Source organism: Nitrospira sp. (assembly GCA_015709715.1).
Taxonomy (GTDB): domain Bacteria; phylum Nitrospirota; class Nitrospiria; order Nitrospirales; family Nitrospiraceae; genus Nitrospira_A.
In genome coordinates, this window is sequence record CP054184.1 from 67811 (window position 1) to 86804 (window position 18994).

Consider the following 18994-nt stretch of genomic DNA (forward strand, 5'->3'; position numbering starts at 1 on the left):
TCCTCTTCTCACAGGCCCGGCATCCTTCTCGTTTCAGACCTTCCTCAGACCAACTGGCCGGCCTCGCGATTCCTTCTTGTTAGCCTCGATTTCGACAAAATCAAGCGGGGTGCGGCCTGAGTTTTTTAGTCGTTAGCCCAACCGTCCGATCGCCTCCTGAATCCGTGAAAGCCCTCGTTCGATGGCGTCCATGGCGGTGGCGTAGGAGAGGCGAATGTGGACATCGCTGCCGAAGGGTTCCCCCGGCACGACCGCGACTTGTGCTTCGTTCAGCAAGTAGGTCGCCAGCCCGGCGGCCGAACCGATCGGTTGTCCCTTCCACTGTTTCGACAAGAGTCCGCTGACGTTCGGAAAGGCATAGAAGGCTCCGGTCGGCATGCGACAGGTCACCCCCGGCATGGCATTCAAGCGTTCGACCATGACGCGCCTCCGTCGATCGAATTCCATGACCATGGTCTTCGTGAATGGCTCCCCATAACGCAAGGCAGCCACGGCGGCTTTTTGTGAAATGGAACAGGGATTCGACGTGCTCTGGCTCTGAATGTTGGCCATGGCCGTCAACAGGGGTTTTGGACCCGCGGCGTAGCCGATTCGCCAACCGGTCATGGCGTAGGCCTTCGAGACGCCGTTGATGACGACCGTCTTGGCGGCGACCTCAGGACTGATGGTGGCGATGCTGACGTGTCGGGCATCGCCGTACAGCACCTTTTCATAGATCTCGTCGGAAATGATGACCAGGTCGTGCCGCAAGGCGACGTCAGCGATGCCCTCTAGGGTCTTGCGATCATAGGTCGCGCCCGTTGGATTGCAGGGGCTGTTGACGATGATGGCCTTTGTGCGGGGGGTGACTACGGTTTCCAGGGCCTCGGGGCTGATCGTATAGCCGTCCTCTTCTCGCGTGCGGAGGAGGACCGGTGTGGCGTCGTTCAGCAGCGTTTGGTCCTGGTAGGACACCCAGAAGGGGACGGGGATGATCAATTCGTCTCCCGCTTCGAGCAACGCTTCCGCCAAGTTGTAGAGCGAGTGTTTTGCTCCGCACGACACCAGGATCTGCGATTTGTCATACCGCAGCCCCTGTTCGGTCTGGAGTTTGTCCGCAATGGCTCCGCGCAATTCGTCGATGCCGGACGAAGGCGTGTATTTGGTGAAGCCGGCGCGGATGGCCGCCTCTGCCGCCGCCTTGACCGGCTCGGGAGTATCGAAATCCGGCTCGCCGGAGGCGAAGTCGATCACGTCGATGCCTTGGGCGGCCATCGACTTTGCGGTCGCCGTAATGCTCAAGGTGGGGGAAGGGACGATTCTTCCGACACGGGCTGCAAGTTTCATCCTTTTAAACTCCGAATTCGTTCCTGGAGGCGCCGGGCCACTTCGGGGTGGACGAAATCACGAAGGGGCCCCCCATGGCTGGCGACATCCTTGATGATGGTGGAGGATAAGTACGAATATTCTTCACTGGGCATCAAAAATACCGTCTCGACCGTCTCGGCCAGTTTGCGATTGATCAGGGCCATCTGAAATTCATGCTCGAAATCCGAAATGGCCCGCAAGCCTCGTAAGACCGCATGGGCGCCGCTGCGACGTACGAAATCCACCAGCAATCCCTCAAACGTGGTGACTTCCAGATTCGGCAGGTCCTGCGTGACCAACCGAACCATCTCCAGCCGTTCCTTGAGATTGAAGAGGGGGTGTTTGCTCGGATTGGGCGCCACCGCCACGATCAGTTTTTCAAACATCCGGAATCCACGACGGATGATATCACTATGGCCATGCGTGATGGGGTCGAAGGTTCCTGGGTATACGGCGATTTTCACGGCAGATTACCGGCCTTTCTCCGCGAGTTGAAAGCGTGAGAGAGCCGTATCGCCGTAGTCGTAGCGTTTCACGAGACTTAGAGGGCCGAGCGTCGAGGGGAGGTCCGTGTGCTTTCCATGTTCGATCACCACGAGGGCGTCGTCTGTCAACCAATCGGCGCGCCAGCGTTGAATGATGGTGACGAGGTCCGGTACCGAAGCATAGGGCGGGTCGCAAAACACGATGTCATAGGGAATGAGCCGATCGGTCTCTCGGCGGAAAAAGTTTTGAACGGGAAATCCATACACGGTGGCTTGCTGTTGAAACCCGCACCGTTCCAGGTTGGCCTGCACCAGGCGGAGCGCAGCGCCATCGGATTCGACGAACGTTACGTGGGTGGCCCCCCGGCTGAGGGCTTCGATGCCGATCGACCCGGTTCCGGCAAACAGATCGAGTACGCGGGCCATGGTGACCCGAGTGCCGAGAATTGAAAAAAGGGCTTCCTTCACTCGGTCCGATGTCGGCCGAATGGCATTCCCCCTGGGGCCGAACAATCGGCGCCCCCGATGAACCCCTGCGATGACACGCATGATCGTAGCTGGGTGAGAGCCATTCGTTTGAGGCTAAGGAGCAAGAAACTCTAACACAGCGTTTTTGAAGGGGTCAAGGTGAGACGAGGGCGAACATTGATTGGAGGAGTTCGTGGAGGGAAAAGTATCTACTCCCCGCCCTAGGGCGGGGAGTGCCGTGAGCGTCGAACCGGAGGTGGAGTTTTGACGGGTCTGAGAGGGCTCGTTATAATGCGGAACGCATCGCTGTGCGGTTCACGCGGGCTGAAGAGGCGGCCGATGCTGCAGGGCCTTCATATCCTCCCGTTCCTCACGCAACCAAACAACGAAATTGTGTCCTTAACGAGTCGCGACAGGCTGCGCCTCGCGGGCGGCCAGGCTTTTCCGGCGGTTGGCCGAAATGGTTCGGTCGATGATGGCGCCGCAATTGATGCATTTCCATGCGTAAAAAATCAGAAAGAAATCGGAGAACCGCTCTAACATCATCATGCCTTTGCACTTCGGACATTCCATGTGTTCCTCCTGGGTGGTGACGTTCACAGCTGTGACCGCTTCCAAGCAAGAGCTGCACCAAAATGTCAAATTGTGATTTTTCAAATGGTTGCAATGGCTCCTCCGCATACACAGGATCGGAAACCCGTCAAGTGACCGGCACAAAAAGGTGCGAGACGACAGTTTTTTGTCGAGTGACCTGCCCATGACTAGGTCTCACTCGGAGCAAGGCATCAGAAAGTGGCCGGAAATGGAGCGCCCGCGTGAACGGTTGCTACGCGAAGGGGCAGAGACCCTGTCGGACGCGCAGCTCCTGGCGATCCTCTTACGGGTCGGACGCCAAGATGCCTCGGCGTTGAATGTGGGGATGGAAGTGCTGGAACGGGTCGGAGGTATCTATGGCTTGATTCACTGTGGGACGGAAGAATTGTGTGCGATTCCCGGCGTGGGGCCGGCGAAAGCGGCTCAATTGAAAGCGGCTGTGGAAGTAGGAAAACGCGCGTTGTCCTCACCCTTGACGACAGGAACCAGGATTCACTCCAGCGCCGACCTGTTCAAGCATTACCATGCGCGTCTGCGTGACCTCCGGCACGAAATCTTCGCGGTGGTGCTGTTGGATGCGAAACATCAGGTCATTCGGGATGTCACCATTTCCGAAGGTAGCCTGACCCTAAGTATTGTCCACCCTCGGGAAGTGTTCATTCCGGCCGTGCGGGCCTCCGCGGCGGCGGTCATTTTTCTACACAACCACCCCAGCGGAGACCCGACGCCCAGTCAGGAAGATCGAGTCCTGACGACCAGGCTGGCCTCGGCCGGGGCGCTCCTGGGAATCCAGGTTTTAGATCACCTCATTGTGGGGGACGGAACCTATGTCAGTTTCGCAGACCAAGGGTGGTTGAAGCGGGATGGTACGACGTGAGCATGCGGATGCAGAAAGGATGGTGTCGCGGGCAGCGATCTTTCTAACCAGGCCTACATGGCCGCCGACGTGGCGAAGGAGGTTACTATGCAAGGTCCCTCCCCTGAGTCCATTAGGAATGTAGCTGTGGTATCGAATGTGGGTACGGGCAAGACCACGCTCGTGGAAGCCCTAGCTTTCTGTACAGGAACCGTCTCCGTCCCCGGCTCAATCACAGCCGGCACGACCGTGTCGGATTTCGAGCCCGAAGAGCTTCACCGGCACAGCTCGCTCAGTACGAGCATCCTGCATTGCCCCTACCATGATCACCATCTCAATATTCTGGATACTCCAGGGGCGCCGAGTTTGGCGGGGGAAATGCAGTCGGCACTACGTGTGGCGGACGGGGTAGTGCTCGTCATCAATGCTGCCACGGGGCTGCGAAGCGAGATCCAGCGGTTATGGGGAATGATTCAGGAGGCGGCGCTTCCCTGTCTGGTCTTCGTGAACGGTCTGGACAAAGACGGAACGGTCTTCGAGCAGATTGTGGAAACGATTGCAAAGGACTTGGACGTCTTGGCCGTGCCCCTGATCGTGCCGAATGCCAGGGGGGCCCAATTGAGCGGTGTGATCGAACTCTTACAGGATCGTCTGATGACGGCACAGGCCGGTCGGCCTCACGCAACAGCTGGACCGGTGCCGCAGGACTATCAGGATGCGCTCGAGCGCGCCCGGCGAAGCCTGGTCGAACGGGTGGCCGAAGGCGACGATCAATTGCTGGAGCGTTATGTCACCGATGGGGATCTGGGGCGTGAGGCCCTGCTGGAGGGGGTACGGAGCCAAACCCACCAATGCCGCCTGCTTCCCGTCGTCGGTGGATCCGCGCTGAAGCAGATCGGGGTTTCGACTTTGCTGGACGCTATGGTGACACTGTTGCCCTCGCCGATCATGCGTGCTCGGTTCCATCCCATTCACGGTTTCGATCTTCAGCCTGAATCTGCCGCCATCAGCCGTGAGCCCCTGCCGACGGAACCGTTCTCTGCGCTGGTCTTTAAAACCCTCATCGATCCCTTTGTCGGTCGACTGTCGTATATCCGCCTCTATTCGGGGACGCTTCAGGCCGATAGCGGCTTCTACAACTCGACCCGCCAGGTGAAAGAGCGGGGCGGACATCTCTTCTCGATTTTGGGGAAGAAATACACTGTGATCCCTGCCGCTATTGCGGGTGACATCGTCGCAGTCGGCAAACTGAAGGACAGTTTGACCGGCGATACCCTCTGCGATGAGCACGCGCCCATTCGGTATCCCGGGATCTCCTTTGCGAAGCCGGTGGTGTCCTTTGCGATCACGCCGAAACAACAGGCGGAGATTGAAAAGGTGAGTTTGGGTCTGCATCGGTTGATTGAGGAGGACCCCAGCTTGGAGTTTCATCGCAACGGGGAAACGAAGGAGATGGTTCTGGGCGGAAGGGGGCAACTCCACATCGATGTGGCGCTGGAAAAACTCCACCGCAAGTACGGCGCCGAAGTGTCGTTGCACGCGCCCAGAATCTCCTACCGAGAAACCATTCGGAGTGTTGCGCAGGCGCAGGGAAAATATAAGAAGCAGACGGGGGGACATGGTCAGTACGGAGATTGCTGGCTGGAAGTCGGACCGGTTCCGCGCGGCCAAGGGTTCGAGTTCGAGAATAAGATCGTCGGTGGAGCTATTCCCAGAAACTTCATTCCGGCGGTGGAAAAAGGTGTGGTTGAATCCTTGCGGGAGGGGCCGTTGGCCGGCTGTCCCGTCGTCGATGTGCGAGTCACCGTGTATGACGGGTCCTATCATGTCGTGGATTCGTCCGAGCTGGCCTTCAAAATTGCCGCATCACTGGGTGTGAAAAAGGCTCTTGAGGCCGCCCATCCCGTATTGTTGGAGCCGCTGATGGCGGTGGAGGTGGATGTGCCGGCGGATTGTATCGGGGCGGTCATAGGAGATTTGAATGCCCGGCGTGGGAGAATCGTCACGGTAGCGGCGAACGGACATCTGGAAACCATCAAGGCGTTGGTACCGCAGGCCGAAATGCTGACCTACGCAACGGCGCTCAACTCTCTGACCGGGGGGCAGGGGAGTTACGTCATGGAACACGCACACTACGAGGAGGTTCCGCGAGAAGTGGCCGTCCGGATCGTGGAGGACCATAAAGCCGCTCACCACGCGGGCGTCGGGTCGTGATCGCGAGCGATCCACTCACGTCTGAGTCGCATGAGCGGGCTCAGTGATCGGCCGGCTTGAGAACGACGTAAAACGCACGCCCTTCGCGCAAGACGCGCAGCAGGACCGTATCGCCTCGTCTGACTTTGGAGACGGCCACGGTGAACTCGCCGACGGTGCCGACGTCGACTCGGTTGACTTCCTTCACCAGGTCGCCCTCGCGCAGGCCCTCTGCTTGGGCGAGGCTCCCGGGCTCCACCTTCGAGATCAGCACTCCTCTGCTTTCATTCAAATGAAACTTGTCGGCGAGTCCTGCGGTCAAGTCCTGGACGTCGATGCCGAGTTTCACTTCTGACCGGGATTGCGGCAGGGAGGCCGTCACGACCGAGTCTCGTCGCTCGCTCAATGCGACATTCAGGGTCAGGCGCTTACCGTCCCGTACGACCTGCACGTTCGTCGTCGAGCCAGGTTCCAATCCTGCGACCAAGCGCGAGAGTTTGTTCGGCGTATCCACCAGCGCGCCGTCGACTTTGGTGATGACATCGCCGGGCTTGATTCCGGCGATGGCGGCAGGATCGCGTTCGAACACCTCGTTGACCAGGACGCCTTCGTTTTCCTCCACGCCGAATTTCTTGGCTAAATCCGGAGTCAAGGGTTGCAGCCCGACGCCTAACCAGGCTCGGGTGACCCTGCCTTTCGTGATCAGTTGGTGCATGACCTGTTTGGCCATATTGGATGGAATGGCGAAGCCAATGCCCTGTGCGAAATTGATGATGGCGGTGTTGATCCCGATGATTTCGCCGCGCAGGTTGAAGAGGGGGCCGCCGGAGTTGCCTGGGTTGATGGAGGCGTCGGTCTGAATAAAGTTCTCGTAGCGGGACAAGTTGATGTTTTCTCGGCCGATCCCGCTCACCACGCCGAGCGTCACGGTTCGATCCAAGCCGAAGGGATTTCCGACGGCCAGTACCCATTGCCCCACCTTCACACCGCTGGAGTCGCCGAAGCGGGCGGAGGGGAGGGGGTGGTCGGCAGTCACTTTCAGAACCGCCAGATCAGTATCGGGGTCCTTTCCGATGACCTGGGCGAACAATTTGCTTTTGTCGGACAGGCGGACCTCGACCTCCGTCGCATCACCGACGACATGGTTGTTGGTGATAATGTGGCCGTTTGGGTCGACGATCACACCGGAGCCGGATCCGGTCGAATTGCGTTCACCGGCCACCTCGCGGGAGCGCCCTGGGACTTGCACCGGGAAAATGCTTACGACTGAGGGTTTCGCTTCCTCGGCCAGGTCCGTGATGACCGTCTGGAGGTCTTCCAGGAGTCGCAAACCAGGGGAGTCCTTACGGGCAGCGAGGCCCGGCTCAGGCCCGGCAAGAACGGTCGTTGCACTGCCGAGCCATCCGCACAGCAGAATCAGACTGAAAAAGAGCGTTGAGACAGTGGGACGAGGTCTGGTCATGGGGAGCATCTCCTGCAACGGTACCGGTACCAGTGCCGTTACAGAATACCAGATTCCTGTTTTACGACGGAAGCGTGGGTCAAGCGGACTTGGAGGCAGCGGCGGTCTGGAATAGGGGGAGGCATCGTGCGAGGTCTTGACGAAGCCCGACCAGGACGACGATGTCGTCGGCACGAAGCGTGAGGCTGTCTGACAGAAGGAGGAGGAAGGGCCCGCGAAAGACCGCTACCGGCCTCGTGGTGGGACCAAACTCGAATTCGCCCAGCGGGTGCCCAACGATGGGCGCGCCTTTTGCGACGGTCACTCGTTCAAAGGCTGCATCGCGGAGACCCAGGTCACGTTGGATCGCCAGCAGTTCTTCTTGGGCCAATTCAACCTTCAGCTCTCGAATGTGGTTCTCGATCTGCGTGAGAGCGGCTCGCTGTGCCGAGATGCGCTCGGCCGCGACCCGAAGGGTTTCGTTCGATGGAGAAGTTTCGGATCGGTTCGCCGGATCAACCGGCTCGGCGATGGACCGACCGACATCCCGGTGAATCAGGTGGATGTGATGCAGGATATTCGTGGCCTGGCCGTGGAGGCGCAGAACCTGGACCTTCCGATTCACACGCTCGGCGATGGCAACGACGATTTCATAGAACGCGGTACCGGTCAGCGAGAGTTCTTTTCGAAGGCGGGCAAGAAGCTCAAAGGCAGGCATGGGATAAATGTCTGATAAGATGTATTATGTTAACTTGTCTGTCCGATTCGGGATTCGGTTCCGCTCCACAAGCGGATCAGGTTGTCCCTGTGTCTGATCCAAATCAGGAGGCTTACCAAGCCCGCAAAGCCGATAAACAACCAGGATCGATGGGCAATCAACGCCACCAACGGAAACGCCGCGAACGCAAGCAGGGCTCCTCCTGAGGAGTACTTCCACAAAAACACGGCACCGATCCAGAGCAGCATAAGCGTGAGCCCGATCCACGGCGCCACGCCCAACACGGCTCCCAAGGCCGTGGCCACCCCCTTGCCTCCTTTGAAGCGCAAGAAAACCGAATGCAGATGACCGAGGATCGAAGCCAGCGCAACGAGCAGAATAGAGCTTTCCTCCGCAAGCCAGAGGGTGGCCGCCCAACCGGCCAACCAGCCCTTGCCGATATCCCCGATGAGAGTCAGGATGCCGGCCGTTTTGCCGCTGACGCGAAGGACGTTTGTGAAGCCGACATTGTGGCTCCCGGCCGTCCGTGGATCGGCCATGCCAAGCAGCCGCGACACCACCACACCGAACGGAACGGATCCCAAGGTATAGGCAAGTAGGACGAGGAACCAGACGAACCAGGAACTATCCATGATCGCCGATCGCTAAGCTCCTACAATCCCTTCGTCCCGATCTGCCGCCAAAAGCTCCACACATATTGAGCCCCTGAGACATAGCCGAGCATGAGGGAAAGGTAGAGGGTGACGATGCCGGCCAGATGGAGATTGCCGATCGCTTCGACGACGGTGCCTTCCAGGATGAGTAAGACGAGGGCAATGACCTGTAACGCCATCTTATACTTCCCAGTAGTTTCGGCGGAGATGATGACCCCTTCGGTCGCCGCGATGGCGCGAATCCCTGTCACCGCGACCTCTCGGGCGATGATCAAGATGGCCACCAATGCGCTGACTCGGTCGACCTGAACGAGCAGGATCAAGGCCGAGAGGACCAGCAGCTTATCTGCGATGGGATCCATCAAGCGTCCAAGTTTGGTGATTTGACCAGTCTTCCGCGCCACATATCCGTCAAGGAGGTCCGTTACAGCGGCCACTACGAAGATGAGGGCTGCTGAGAGCGCGCGATCCGGGGTCGGGTCCATCAGGAGGAGGACGAAGACAGGGATAAGCAGAATTCGAACAAAGGTGAGGACATTGGGCAGGTTGATGTTGCTTTCCTGGCCCGCAGCCCGCATCAGCAGGAGTCCGGCTTGTTTCCAGTTCTCGCCCATGGTCGTGTCTGGGTAAGTTTCTCGGGTGATACCGCTACACAATGCCGTTTTTTAGCAGGTCATGCAAGTGGATGACACCGGCCAACCGGTTGGGCGGCTCCATGACGACCAAGGACGTGATGGAGAACCGTTCCATCAATGCGACAGCCGCGGTCGCCAGTTCATCCGGACCGATGGTCTTGGGATTGCGGCTGGCCAGATCGCCGGCTGTCACCTTGCTGAAGTCTCCGCCCCGCTGAATGAATCGACGCAGGTCTCCGTCGGTGACGATGCCATAGAGTGCGCCCTCTCCGTCCAGCACCGTGGTCATCCCGAGCTTTTTGGACGTCATCTCCAGAATGGTGTCGGCGCCCGACACGTCGAAACGGACTCGAGGGAGGTGCGTTCCTTGCTGCATCAGGTCGCGGACCTTGACCAGCAGGCGCCGGCCGAGAGTCCCGCCCGGGTGGAATTGCGCGAAATCGTCTTGTTTGAATCCGCGTTTCTGGAGGAGGGCCACCGCCAGGGCATCTCCCATGGCCAGGGTGGCCGTCGTGCTGGCGGTCGGTGCCAAGCCCAATGGGCAAGCCTCCTCGTGGACGGAAATATCCAGGGTCACATCGCTGGTCTTGGCGAGCGAGGAGTTCATATTGCCCGTCATCGCCACCACCGGGACGTTCATCCGTTTGACGAACGGCAGGAGTTGCAGCACTTCCTGTGTTTCGCCGCTGTTTGAAATGGCGATCAAGGCATCTCGCTTGGCCAGCATGCCCAGATCCCCATGCACACCCTCCGCGGGATGCAGAAAGAACGAAGGCGTGCCGGTGCTGGCGAGCGTCGCGGCGATTTTCTGGCCGATGAGTCCCGACTTGCCCATGCCGGAGATGACGACCTTCCCTTGGCAGTCATACAGATATGTCACTGCCTGGGCGAATCGGCCGTCCAAGCGAGCCGTCAAATCCAGCACTGCCCGCGCCTCGATTTCCAAGACACGTCTCCCCTCCTTCACGCTGGGGTCGACCGTGGCGTCCTGGGCGGGCTGAGCGCCGACTGAAGCGGTTACCGGATCGGTTGTGCTGCGGCTGCGTCCCATATGCGCACCACCCGTTCGAGCAAGGCTTGAAGAGAACCAAGCGGCACCATGTTCGGTCCGTCCGAAAGGGCAGAATCCGGATCAGGGTGCACCTCCATGAAAAATCCGTCGCATCCGGCCCCGGCCGCGGCGCAGGCCAACGGTTCGACGAATTCGCGCTGTCCGCTGGACGTCGTGCCTCCACCGCCGGGGAGTTGCACGCTGTGGGTCGCATCGAACACCACCGGATAGCCGAACCGGCGCATGATCGGAAAGGAGCGCATGTCCACGACCAGGTTGTTATACCCGAACGATGAACCCCGTTCGGTGAGGATGATCCGACGATTGCCGCTGTCTTCCACTTTCTTGACGGCGTTGCCCATTTCCGCGGGCGAAAGGAATTGCCCTTTCTTGATGTTAACGACTTTGCCGGTTTGGGCCGCGGCGATCAGTAGATCCGTCTGGCGGCAGAGAAACGCGGGAATTTGGAGGACGTCAACCACCTCACCAGCGACGGCAGCCTGTTCTTCCGTGTGGACATCCGTCAAGACCGGCAGACCGAGCTCGTCTTTCACCTTCTTGAGCACGGCCAAGCCCTTCTCGATGCCTGGTCCGCGAAAAGACGTGATGGACGTTCGGTTGGCCTTGTCGAACGACGACTTGAACAGGTACGGCATCCCGATCGCTCTCGCGATGCCGGCAATCCGTGCCGCCGTCTCCATGACGAGTCGTTCGTCTTCGATCACACAGGGACCTGCGATCAAAAACGGCCGATTCCCCGCCCCGATTTTAAACGTTCCAAGTTCGACTTCGTACGCCATAGTCTCCGGCTTCACAGGGATCGCAGGATGTTCAGCACCTCAGCTCAGTGGCCGCACTTGCGGCGCAACGCCGCCCCTACGAATCCACTGAACAAGGGGTGCGGGTGATGCGGCCGTGATTTGTATTCCGGATGGAATTGTGTCGCCAGGAACCAGGGGTGGTTCTGCAACTCCACGATTTCCACCAGTCGACCGTCCGGCGATAAGCCGCTCAGGACGAGCCCCTTGGCAGTCAGCTGCTCCCGATAGGCGTTGTTGAATTCGTATCGATGCCGGTGCCGTTCGCGCACTTCGCTCACGCCGTACATCTTCTGGGCGAGCGTACCTTCCCCGAGCTGACAAGTGTAGGCGCCCAGCCGCATCGTGCCGCCCTTCTCGTTGACGGACTGTTGGTCCGACATCAGGTGGATGACGGGGTGCGGCGATCGCTCGTCGAACTCTGCGCTGTTGGCGCCGGCCAAACCGGCGACATGTCGCGCAAATTCGATGGTGGCGCACTGCATGCCCAAACAGAGGCCGAGGAAGGGAATCTGATGTTCGCGCGCATATCGGATCGTGATGATTTTCCCCTCGATCCCGCGCGCGCCGAAGCCGCCGGGAATGAGAATGCCGTCGCACTCCCGCAAAATGCGCTCGGTGCCCTGCCGTTCGACGTCTTCAGATTCGATCCAGGCGATATTCACACGCGTCTCATGATCGATGCCGCCATGGACGAGCGCTTCGGCCAGGCTCTTGTAACACTCCTTCAGTCCCGCATACTTGCCGACCAGCGCGATCGACACCTCGTGTTTGGGGTGCTTGATCTTCTGGACCATGGCATCCCACTCGCGCAGGTTCGGGGGCCCGGTTTCGAGCTTCAGCTGGCGCACGATCAACTCGTCCAGCCCTTCTTTCCGGAACACGATCGGAACTTCGTAGATCGTCTCGACATCCTTCGCCGTGATGACCGCATCTTTCTCGACGTTGCAGAACATGGCGATTTTGGCCTTGAGTTCCGGCGGCAGATACCGGTCGGTCCGGCACAGGAGGATGTTCGGCTGGATACCGATCTCGCGCAATTTGTTGACGGAATGTTGCGTCGGCTTGGTCTTCAGTTCTCCGGCTGCGCCGATGTAGGGCACCAATGTCAAGTGTACGTAGAGCACGTTGTCCCGCCCGACATCGTATGGAATCTGTCGAATCGCTTCGAGAAAGGGCAAACTTTCAATGTCGCCGACGGTGCCGCCGATCTCGACGATCGTGACGTCCATGCCCTGCGAAGTCCGCATGATGCATTGCTTGATTTCATCGGTGACGTGCGGCACCACTTGCACGGTGCCGCCCAGATAGTCGCCGCGCCGCTCCTTGGTAATGACGGAGTGGTAAATGCGGCCAGTCGTGTAATTGTTTTCGCGGGAGAGAGTCAGCGAAGTGTAACGCTCATAATGACCGAGGTCCAGGTCGGTCTCCGCCCCGTCTTCCGTGACATAGACCTCGCCGTGCTGGTAGGGGTTCATCGTGCCCGGATCGACATTGATGTAAGGGTCAAGCTTCAAGAACGTGATTTTCAGCCCGCGGCTTTCCAATAAATTACCGATGGAAGCCGAGGCCAAGCCCTTTCCGAGCGACGACACGACTCCTCCGGTAACAAAGATCAACTTGCTCATCGTGACACCTTCTTGTAAGTGCGTACCGTCTTCATTGCGGAACGACTCCCGCAACGCCGGCACGACTGCGAAGTTGTTCCAGCGCACCCGGGACATCGGACGGGCTGTCGATGCGCAGAGATGCGTGGCTGGTTTCCCACACGCGAATGCGAATCCCGTGCTCCAGCGCGCGCAATTGCTCAAGTTTCTCCGCGTCTTCCAGCACGCCGGTCGGGAGCGAAGCCAGGCGCAGCAACGTGTCTCTCGTATAGATGTAGAGGCCGAGGTGGATGAAGTGCAGCCCCGGCGCCGCCGCGTGCCGCGGATCATCCCGCACGAGCGGGATCGGGGCACGAGAAAAATACAGCGCATAGCCTTCCTGATCGGTGGTCACCTTGACCACACCGGGGTTGTGCAGGTCTTCGTCGGAGTCGATCCGCCGTTTCAGCGTACCCATCAAGGCCTCACTCGCCAGGAAGGGCTCGACCAAGTCGGTAATCAGATCGGGGTGGAGGAGAATCTCGTCGCCCTGTAGGTCGATGAAACAGTCGCCTCCCCTGGCGGCGGCGACCGCGGCGACGCGATCGGTCCCGGTACGGTAGGGTTCCGTCATCATGATGACACGACCGCCAAACCCCTCGACCGCTGTTTTGATCCGTTCGTCATCCGTGGCGACCAGGACGTCCGACACAGCCCGGCAGGCCTGAGCCTGCTCATAGACATGTTGAATCATCGGCTTGCCGAGCAAATCCACCAGGGGTTTGCCGGGAAAGCGGGAAGAGCCGTATCGTGCCGGGATTACCAGCGTGACGGAGCGGCCCATGTCAGGCCTGTCCCAAGGCATCGATCAATTGCGGGGCGGTCACTGTGGCGGTCCCGACCATGCCCACGACGACGCCAGCGGCTTGGTTGGCCAAGATGGCGGCATCGCGTATGGGGGCTCCCGTCGAGAGGGCGAGCGCCAGGGTCCCCACCACGGTGTCCCCCGCGCCGGTGACGTCAAACACCTGTCGCGCACGCGTCGGGATGTGCCACTGGTCGCCGTGCCCTTGGTAAAGACTCATGCCGCGCTCCCCGCGCGTCACCAGCACGGCGTCGCAGCCCAGCCGCTGATGCAGGATCGTCCCGGCTTGATTGATCGCCTGGTCGTCTTCGCCGTGCACGCCTGTGGCTTGGGTGGCTTCCAGATGATTCGGGGTGACCACCGTCACCCCCTTGTAAAAGCTGAAATGCTCGACCTTGGGGTCCACGACGATGGGAATTTTGCGCTGACGGGCCAACCGAGTCAACTCCGCCATCAGCGATGTGGTGACCACACCCTTGGCGTAGTCGGACACCACCAGGCAGGAGAGCTCTTTGAGTCGGGACTCGACATACCGAAGGATGCGTCGCTGAAGCGTCTTCGACAGTTCGTTGCGACGTTCGATATCATAGCGGACGATCTGTTGGTTGTGGGCCACGACGCGGGTTTTGCGGGTCGTCGGGCGATCCTGATCGATCACGACCCCGCCGCGATGTTGCCGGCGCCCGCCCAACTCCTTCAGCAGGAGCCGTCCGCTCTCATCAGCTCCGATCACTCCGCAGAGGTCAGCCTGTCCGCCGAGCGCGAGAATGTTGTTGAAGACATTGGCCGCTCCACCCAATTTGAGCGACTCGGATTCCACATGCACGACAGGAACCGGTGCTTCGGGAGAAATCCGGCTTACCCGGCCCCACACATAATGGTCGAGGATCAAGTCCCCGATTACGAGCACGCTGGCTCCTGGAAAGCGACGCACGCAGGCCGCCAACGCGTCCTGGTCGAACCCAGGCCTGCTCGGCTGGGCCGGACTCGGTGTCGCGCGCCCTACCGAATGGCTTTTCCGAATCGTTCCCATCGTACCCATTCGGTCCACGATCCCTGGCCGCTCCACGACCAATAGATGCGAAACGCCTTTCCCCGTACCTTTTCCGTCCGTACGTAGCCCCAGAATCTGCTGTCGAGGCTTTGGTCTCGATTGTCTCCCATCACGAAGTAGGCATCCTCCGGGACCGTCACGGGGCCGAAATTGTCGCGCGGATTGATGTGGCCGTCGATGACGCCCGGATCGATGCGCTGGGTGAAGCCGCGATCCTCGTAGGGTATGCCGTTGACGTGCACGACTTTGTTGCGGATCTGGATGGTGTCGCCGGGCAGTCCGATGACGCGTTTGATGAAGTCTTTATCCTCATCTTCGGGAAACCGAAACACGATGATGTCCCCGCGTTGGATCGAGCCGAAGGGAATCACCGTCCGCGACGAGTAACAGGTGATCGGAGGGAAGCCCGGTTGAAATTTGCAGTCCGTCGGCCACTGGAGTCCGTAGGAGAGTTTGCTGACCAAGATGTGGTCCCCGACCAGCAGGGTGGGGATCATCGAGCCGGACGGAATCTTGAACGCCTGCACGACGAACACGCGGATGGCAAAAGCCAACAACATGGCGATGATGATCGCTTCCGCATACTCCCGGACGACGGATTTGTGGGAGGAATGGGCCATGGAGGCGGCGCTTCCGATCGGCGCCTCGGGTACGGTCCGCTCTGCCGGAGCTGGTGGTGCGACCGGACCGCTCGTAGCGGGAGCATCATCGGGACGCGGCTGATTGGGCTCCACGTTCATTCTTCCGATACCTTGAGAATCGCGAGGAATGCCTCCTGCGGGACCTCGACCCTGCCTACCGCCTTCATGCGTTTTTTGCCTTCCTTCTGCTTCTCCCACAGCTTGCGTTTGCGGGAAATGTCGCCGCCGTAGCACTTGGCCGTCACGTTCTTCTTGATGGCGCCGATGGTTTCCCGCGCGATGATCTTGTTGCCGATGGCTGCCTGGATGGCGATTTCGAACATCTGCTTGGGAATCAGCTCTTTCATTTTTTCGGCCAGTTGGCGACCGCGTTGGTAGGCGCGATCCTTATGTGTGATGAATGACAGGGCATCGACCGGTTCCCCGTTCAGCAAGATATCGAGTCGTACGAGGTCCGATTCTCGATAACCCAGCAGTTCATAGTCGAGGGACGCATACCCTTGGGTCTTGGATTTGAGTTTGTCGTAGAAATCCAGGATGACTTCGTTGAGCGGAAGTTCATAGGTGATCATCACCCTGGTCGGATCCAAAAAATGGATGCTGCGCTGGATGCCGCGGCGTTCTTGGCACAATTGTAAGAGCGTGCCGACATACCGTTCCGGCGAGATCAGCGTGGCTACGATAAAAGGCTCTTCGAACGAGGCAATCGAACCGGGATCCGGCAACTCGGCGGGATTGTCGATCTCCAATACATCGCCCTTCGTCGTCAGGACCCGGTAAATGACCGTCGGTGCCGTCGTGATCAGGGTGAGCCCGTATTCCCGCTCCAGCCGCTCCTGAATAATTTCCATATGCAGGAGCCCGAGGAATCCGCAACGGAATCCGAACCCGAGGGCGAGCGAGGTCTCCGGTTCGTAGATGAAGGACGAATCGTTCAGGCGCAATTTCAGCAGGGCGTCGCGGAGGTCCTCGTACTTGGCCGTGTCGGTTGAATAGAGTCCGCAGAACACCAGGGGTTTGACTTCCTTGTACCCGGGAAACGGCTGGTCTGTCGGTCGCGCGGCATCGGTCAGGGTATCGCCGATCTTCACGTCGGCCACTTCCTTCATGTTGGCGCAGAGGTATCCGACCTCTCCGGTCAGGAGTTGCGTCCCCTTGGTGCGCTTCGGGGTGAACTGCCCGACCTCCGTCACCTCGAACAACCGGTCGTTCGACATCACTTTGATTTTCATGCCAGGCCTGACCGATCCATCGACGATCCGGGTCAATACGATCACACCCTGGTAGTTGTCGAACCAGGAATCGAAGATCAAGGCCTTCAGCGGCGCATTGGGATTGCCCGAGGGCGGAGGAATTCGTGTGACGATGGCCTCGAGGACCTCGGGCACCCCGCGTCCTTCCTTGGCGCTGACCAGCATGGCGTCGCTGGCATCCAGGGTGAGCACTTCGGAAATCTGGTGCTTCGTGCCTTCGACGTCCGCGCTGGCCAAATCGATCTTGTTGATGACCGGAATGATGGTGTGATGATTGCCCATGGCCAGATTGACGTTGGCGATGGTCTGGGCTTGCACGCCTTGGGTCGCATCGACGAGCAACAGCGAACCTTCGCACGCGGCGAGGCTCCGCGAGACTTCATAGGTGAAGTCGACGTGGCCGGGCGTATCGATCAGGTGCAACAGGTACGTCTTGCCGTCGCGCGCCTTGTACCGGATGGCCACGGCATGGGCCTTGATCGTGATGCCGCGCTCACGCTCGAGGTCCATCGCGTCGAGGATCTGTTCTTTGAACTCTCGGGCAGTGATGGCGCCCGTGGCTTCTAGGAACCGGTCAGCGAGGGTCGATTTGCCGTGATCGATATGGGCGATGATCGAGAAATTTCGGATGAGACTTTGCAAATCCTGGCTCATGTCCCCAAAAATCGGTTCATTATAGTGGCCGCTTCCGAGGTTGTCAAAGCAATCGCCCACCGATATAATCCGCGCGCCGCGCGGGATCTGGCCTCAACGGGCGCGGATGGACGCCGACCGGTCGATCTCTACGATTACCCCATGACACTTTCACGCAGGACGGCTCAACTCGCTGCCTGGGACCATACGTATCTCTGGCATCCCTTCACGCAGATGCAGGAATGGGAACGGGACCTGCCGGTCATCATCGAACGGGGACGCGGCTCCTACCTGATCGACACGGAGGGGCGAAAATATTTGGACGGCACGTCGTCGATTTGGGTCAATCTTCATGGTCATCGGCATCCCCGCCTCGATCGAGCGTTGACCGCGCAGCTGCGACAGATCGCCCATTCGACCCTGCTCGGTCTTTCCAACCCCCCCGCCATTCGACTTGCACGGGAGCTCATCCGCGTTGCGCCGAAGGGCCTTACGCGCGTCTTCTATTCCGACAACGGCTCCACGGCGGTCGAGGTGGCTCTCAAGATGGCGGTGCAATATTGGCAGCAACGAGACTCGCAGGCCGGCCCGAAGACGACCTTCCTCCATCTGAAGCTGGCCTACCACGGCGATACGGTGGGCGCCGTCAGCGTGGGCAACATCGAACTCTTCCATGCGCGATTCAAACCGCTGCTGTTCCCTACGTTGGAGGTCGATCCCCCCTACTGCTACCGTTGCCCGCTCGGCTTGACCCATCCCTCCTGCGGTATGGCCTGCGTCGATCCTTTGGAACAGATCCTCCAAACCAGACATCGCGAGATCGCCGCCGTGATCATCGAGCCGCTCGTGCAAGCGGCGGCGGGAATGATGACCGCACCTCGAGGGTACCTGAAGCGCGTGCGTGAACTCTGCACGCAATACGACGTACTCCTGATCGCCGATGAAGTCGCGACCGGATTCGGACGGACAGGGAAACTCTTCGCCTGTGAGCACGAACGCGTCACGCCGGACCTGATGGCCATCAGTAAGGGGCTGACGGGCGGCTATATGCCCTTGGCGGCCACCTTGGCGACGGAAGACATCTATCGCGCGTTTCTCGGTCGCTATGACGAATGGAAGACGTTTTTCCACGGCCACAGTTATACGGGCAATCCCCTGGGATGCGCGGTGGCGCTTGCGAATCTCGAAATCTTCCGCGAGGGGAAGACCCTCATGGGCGTGCGACGGAAGGCTGCGCTCCTCCGGCGGTTGCTGCGACCGTTTACTCACCTGAAGGCCGTGGGCGACATTCGCCAATGCGGACTGATGGTCGGCATCGAGCTGGTGGAGGATCGAGAGACTCGCAGGCCCTACCCGATTGAACTGCGCATCGGGCACCGCGTTGCCCTGGCTTGTCGCGCGCACGGATTACTGCTGCGGCCGCTCGGCAACGTCCTCGTTCTCCTGCCGCCGCTCTCTGTCAGCGAGCACGAACTCAGCCGGATGGTGTCAATTTTGAACAGGGCCATCGTCGACACGACAGAGGCCCAGGCCTCCCTCTCCTAAGCATTCCTTCATAAGCCCTCTTTCTTCACGGCGTTCAATGAGCGTTCCCTGTGCGGGTGTGACGATGTTCACTTCCGGACGCGCGCTGCGCGGTTTGTGTCCGGCCTGCCTGACGACCTGACGAAATAAAATCGAGTGCTAGACTTCAGGTCATGTTG

The 18994-nt window shown here is 59.6% G+C and carries 17 protein-coding genes and 1 pseudogene; 3 read left to right on the top strand and 15 right to left on the bottom strand.

From position 1 onward, the window contains the following. Positions 1-132: 132 nt before the first annotated feature. From HRU82_00290 to HRU82_00305, 4 genes are all read right to left on the bottom strand, one after another. Positions 133-1326 carry a pyridoxal phosphate-dependent aminotransferase gene (locus HRU82_00290; GenBank protein QOJ33482.1) on the bottom strand — a complete coding sequence of 398 codons (1194 nt, stop codon included), beginning with the start codon at positions 1324-1326 and terminating at the stop codon, positions 133-135. Next, positions 1323-1811, bottom strand: coding sequence for a pantetheine-phosphate adenylyltransferase (gene coaD, locus HRU82_00295; GenBank protein ID QOJ33483.1), 489 nt, complete (start codon positions 1809-1811; stop codon positions 1323-1325). The genes HRU82_00290 and coaD overlap by 4 nt, the downstream gene beginning before the upstream one ends. Positions 1812-1817: 6 nt before the next feature. Next, positions 1818-2381 carry a 16S rRNA (guanine(966)-N(2))-methyltransferase RsmD gene (gene rsmD / locus HRU82_00300; GenBank protein QOJ33484.1) on the bottom strand — a complete coding sequence of 188 codons (564 nt, stop codon included), beginning with the start codon at positions 2379-2381 and terminating at the stop codon, positions 1818-1820. 318 nt (positions 2382-2699) lie between these two features. Further along, the gene (locus HRU82_00305) at positions 2700-2873 is read right to left on the bottom strand and encodes a hypothetical protein (GenBank protein ID QOJ33485.1); all 174 of its coding nucleotides are present in this window, start codon (positions 2871-2873) and stop codon (positions 2700-2702) included. 184 nt (positions 2874-3057) lie between these two features. Between HRU82_00305 and radC the strand changes: the two genes are divergently transcribed. Both radC and HRU82_00315 read left to right on the top strand, forming a co-directional pair. Then, on the top strand, positions 3058-3771 hold the full coding sequence (gene radC, locus HRU82_00310) for a DNA repair protein RadC (GenBank protein ID QOJ33486.1): 714 nt from the start codon (positions 3058-3060) through the stop codon (positions 3769-3771). Positions 3772-3858: 87 nt separating this feature from the next. Then, positions 3859-5964 (top strand): elongation factor G, encoded by a 2106-nt coding sequence (locus tag HRU82_00315; GenBank protein QOJ33487.1) that lies wholly within the window; start codon positions 3859-3861, stop codon positions 5962-5964. A 40-nt stretch (positions 5965-6004) separates the two neighbouring features. Here HRU82_00315 and HRU82_00320 read toward each other — a convergent pair. The 11 genes and pseudogenes from HRU82_00320 to lepA all read right to left on the bottom strand — a co-directional run bounded on the left by HRU82_00320 (position 6005) and on the right by lepA (position 17312). Continuing rightward, positions 6005-7291: pseudogene (locus HRU82_00320) on the bottom strand (Do family serine endopeptidase). A 193-nt stretch (positions 7292-7484) separates the two neighbouring features. Beyond that, the gene (locus tag HRU82_00325; protein QOJ33488.1) at positions 7485-8102 is read right to left on the bottom strand and encodes a TrkA C-terminal domain-containing protein; all 618 of its coding nucleotides are present in this window, start codon (positions 8100-8102) and stop codon (positions 7485-7487) included. A gap of 29 nt (positions 8103-8131) precedes the next feature. Next, entirely contained in the window at positions 8132-8734 is a 603-nt protein-coding gene (gene plsY / locus HRU82_00330) for a glycerol-3-phosphate 1-O-acyltransferase PlsY (protein QOJ33489.1), read from the bottom strand. A 20-nt stretch (positions 8735-8754) separates the two neighbouring features. Continuing rightward, positions 8755-9306, bottom strand: a complete 552-nt coding sequence (gene pgsA / locus HRU82_00335) for a CDP-diacylglycerol--glycerol-3-phosphate 3-phosphatidyltransferase (GenBank protein QOJ37060.1) — start codon at positions 9304-9306, stop codon at positions 8755-8757. Between the two features lie 97 nt (positions 9307-9403). Continuing rightward, on the bottom strand, positions 9404-10441 hold the full coding sequence (locus HRU82_00340) for a KpsF/GutQ family sugar-phosphate isomerase (GenBank protein ID QOJ33490.1): 1038 nt from the start codon (positions 10439-10441) through the stop codon (positions 9404-9406). Then, complete coding sequence (kdsA, locus tag HRU82_00345) at positions 10408-11241, bottom strand: 3-deoxy-8-phosphooctulonate synthase (GenBank protein ID QOJ33491.1); 834 nt, start codon at positions 11239-11241, stop codon at positions 10408-10410. Before kdsA ends, HRU82_00340 begins: the two co-directional genes overlap by 34 nt. A 44-nt stretch (positions 11242-11285) precedes the next feature. After that, on the bottom strand, positions 11286-12887 hold the full coding sequence (locus tag HRU82_00350) for a CTP synthase (protein ID QOJ33492.1): 1602 nt from the start codon (positions 12885-12887) through the stop codon (positions 11286-11288). Positions 12888-12918: 31 nt separating this feature from the next. Continuing rightward, complete coding sequence (kdsB, locus tag HRU82_00355; GenBank protein QOJ33493.1) at positions 12919-13710, bottom strand: 3-deoxy-manno-octulosonate cytidylyltransferase; 792 nt, start codon at positions 13708-13710, stop codon at positions 12919-12921. Then, positions 13691-14743, bottom strand: a complete 1053-nt coding sequence (gene rfaE1, locus HRU82_00360; GenBank protein ID QOJ37061.1) for a D-glycero-beta-D-manno-heptose-7-phosphate kinase — start codon at positions 14741-14743, stop codon at positions 13691-13693. The genes kdsB and rfaE1 overlap by 20 nt, the downstream gene beginning before the upstream one ends. Beyond that, positions 14713-15504, bottom strand: a complete 792-nt coding sequence (lepB, locus tag HRU82_00365) for a signal peptidase I (protein QOJ33494.1) — start codon at positions 15502-15504, stop codon at positions 14713-14715. Before lepB ends, rfaE1 begins: the two co-directional genes overlap by 31 nt. Next, on the bottom strand, positions 15501-17312 hold the full coding sequence (gene lepA / locus HRU82_00370; protein ID QOJ33495.1) for an elongation factor 4: 1812 nt from the start codon (positions 17310-17312) through the stop codon (positions 15501-15503). Before lepA ends, lepB begins: the two co-directional genes overlap by 4 nt. Positions 17313-17453: 141 nt before the next feature. Between lepA and bioA the strand changes: the two genes are divergently transcribed. Next, complete coding sequence (gene bioA, locus HRU82_00375) at positions 17454-18836, top strand: adenosylmethionine--8-amino-7-oxononanoate transaminase (GenBank protein ID QOJ33496.1); 1383 nt, start codon at positions 17454-17456, stop codon at positions 18834-18836. The last annotated feature ends 158 nt before the right edge of the window (positions 18837-18994 follow it).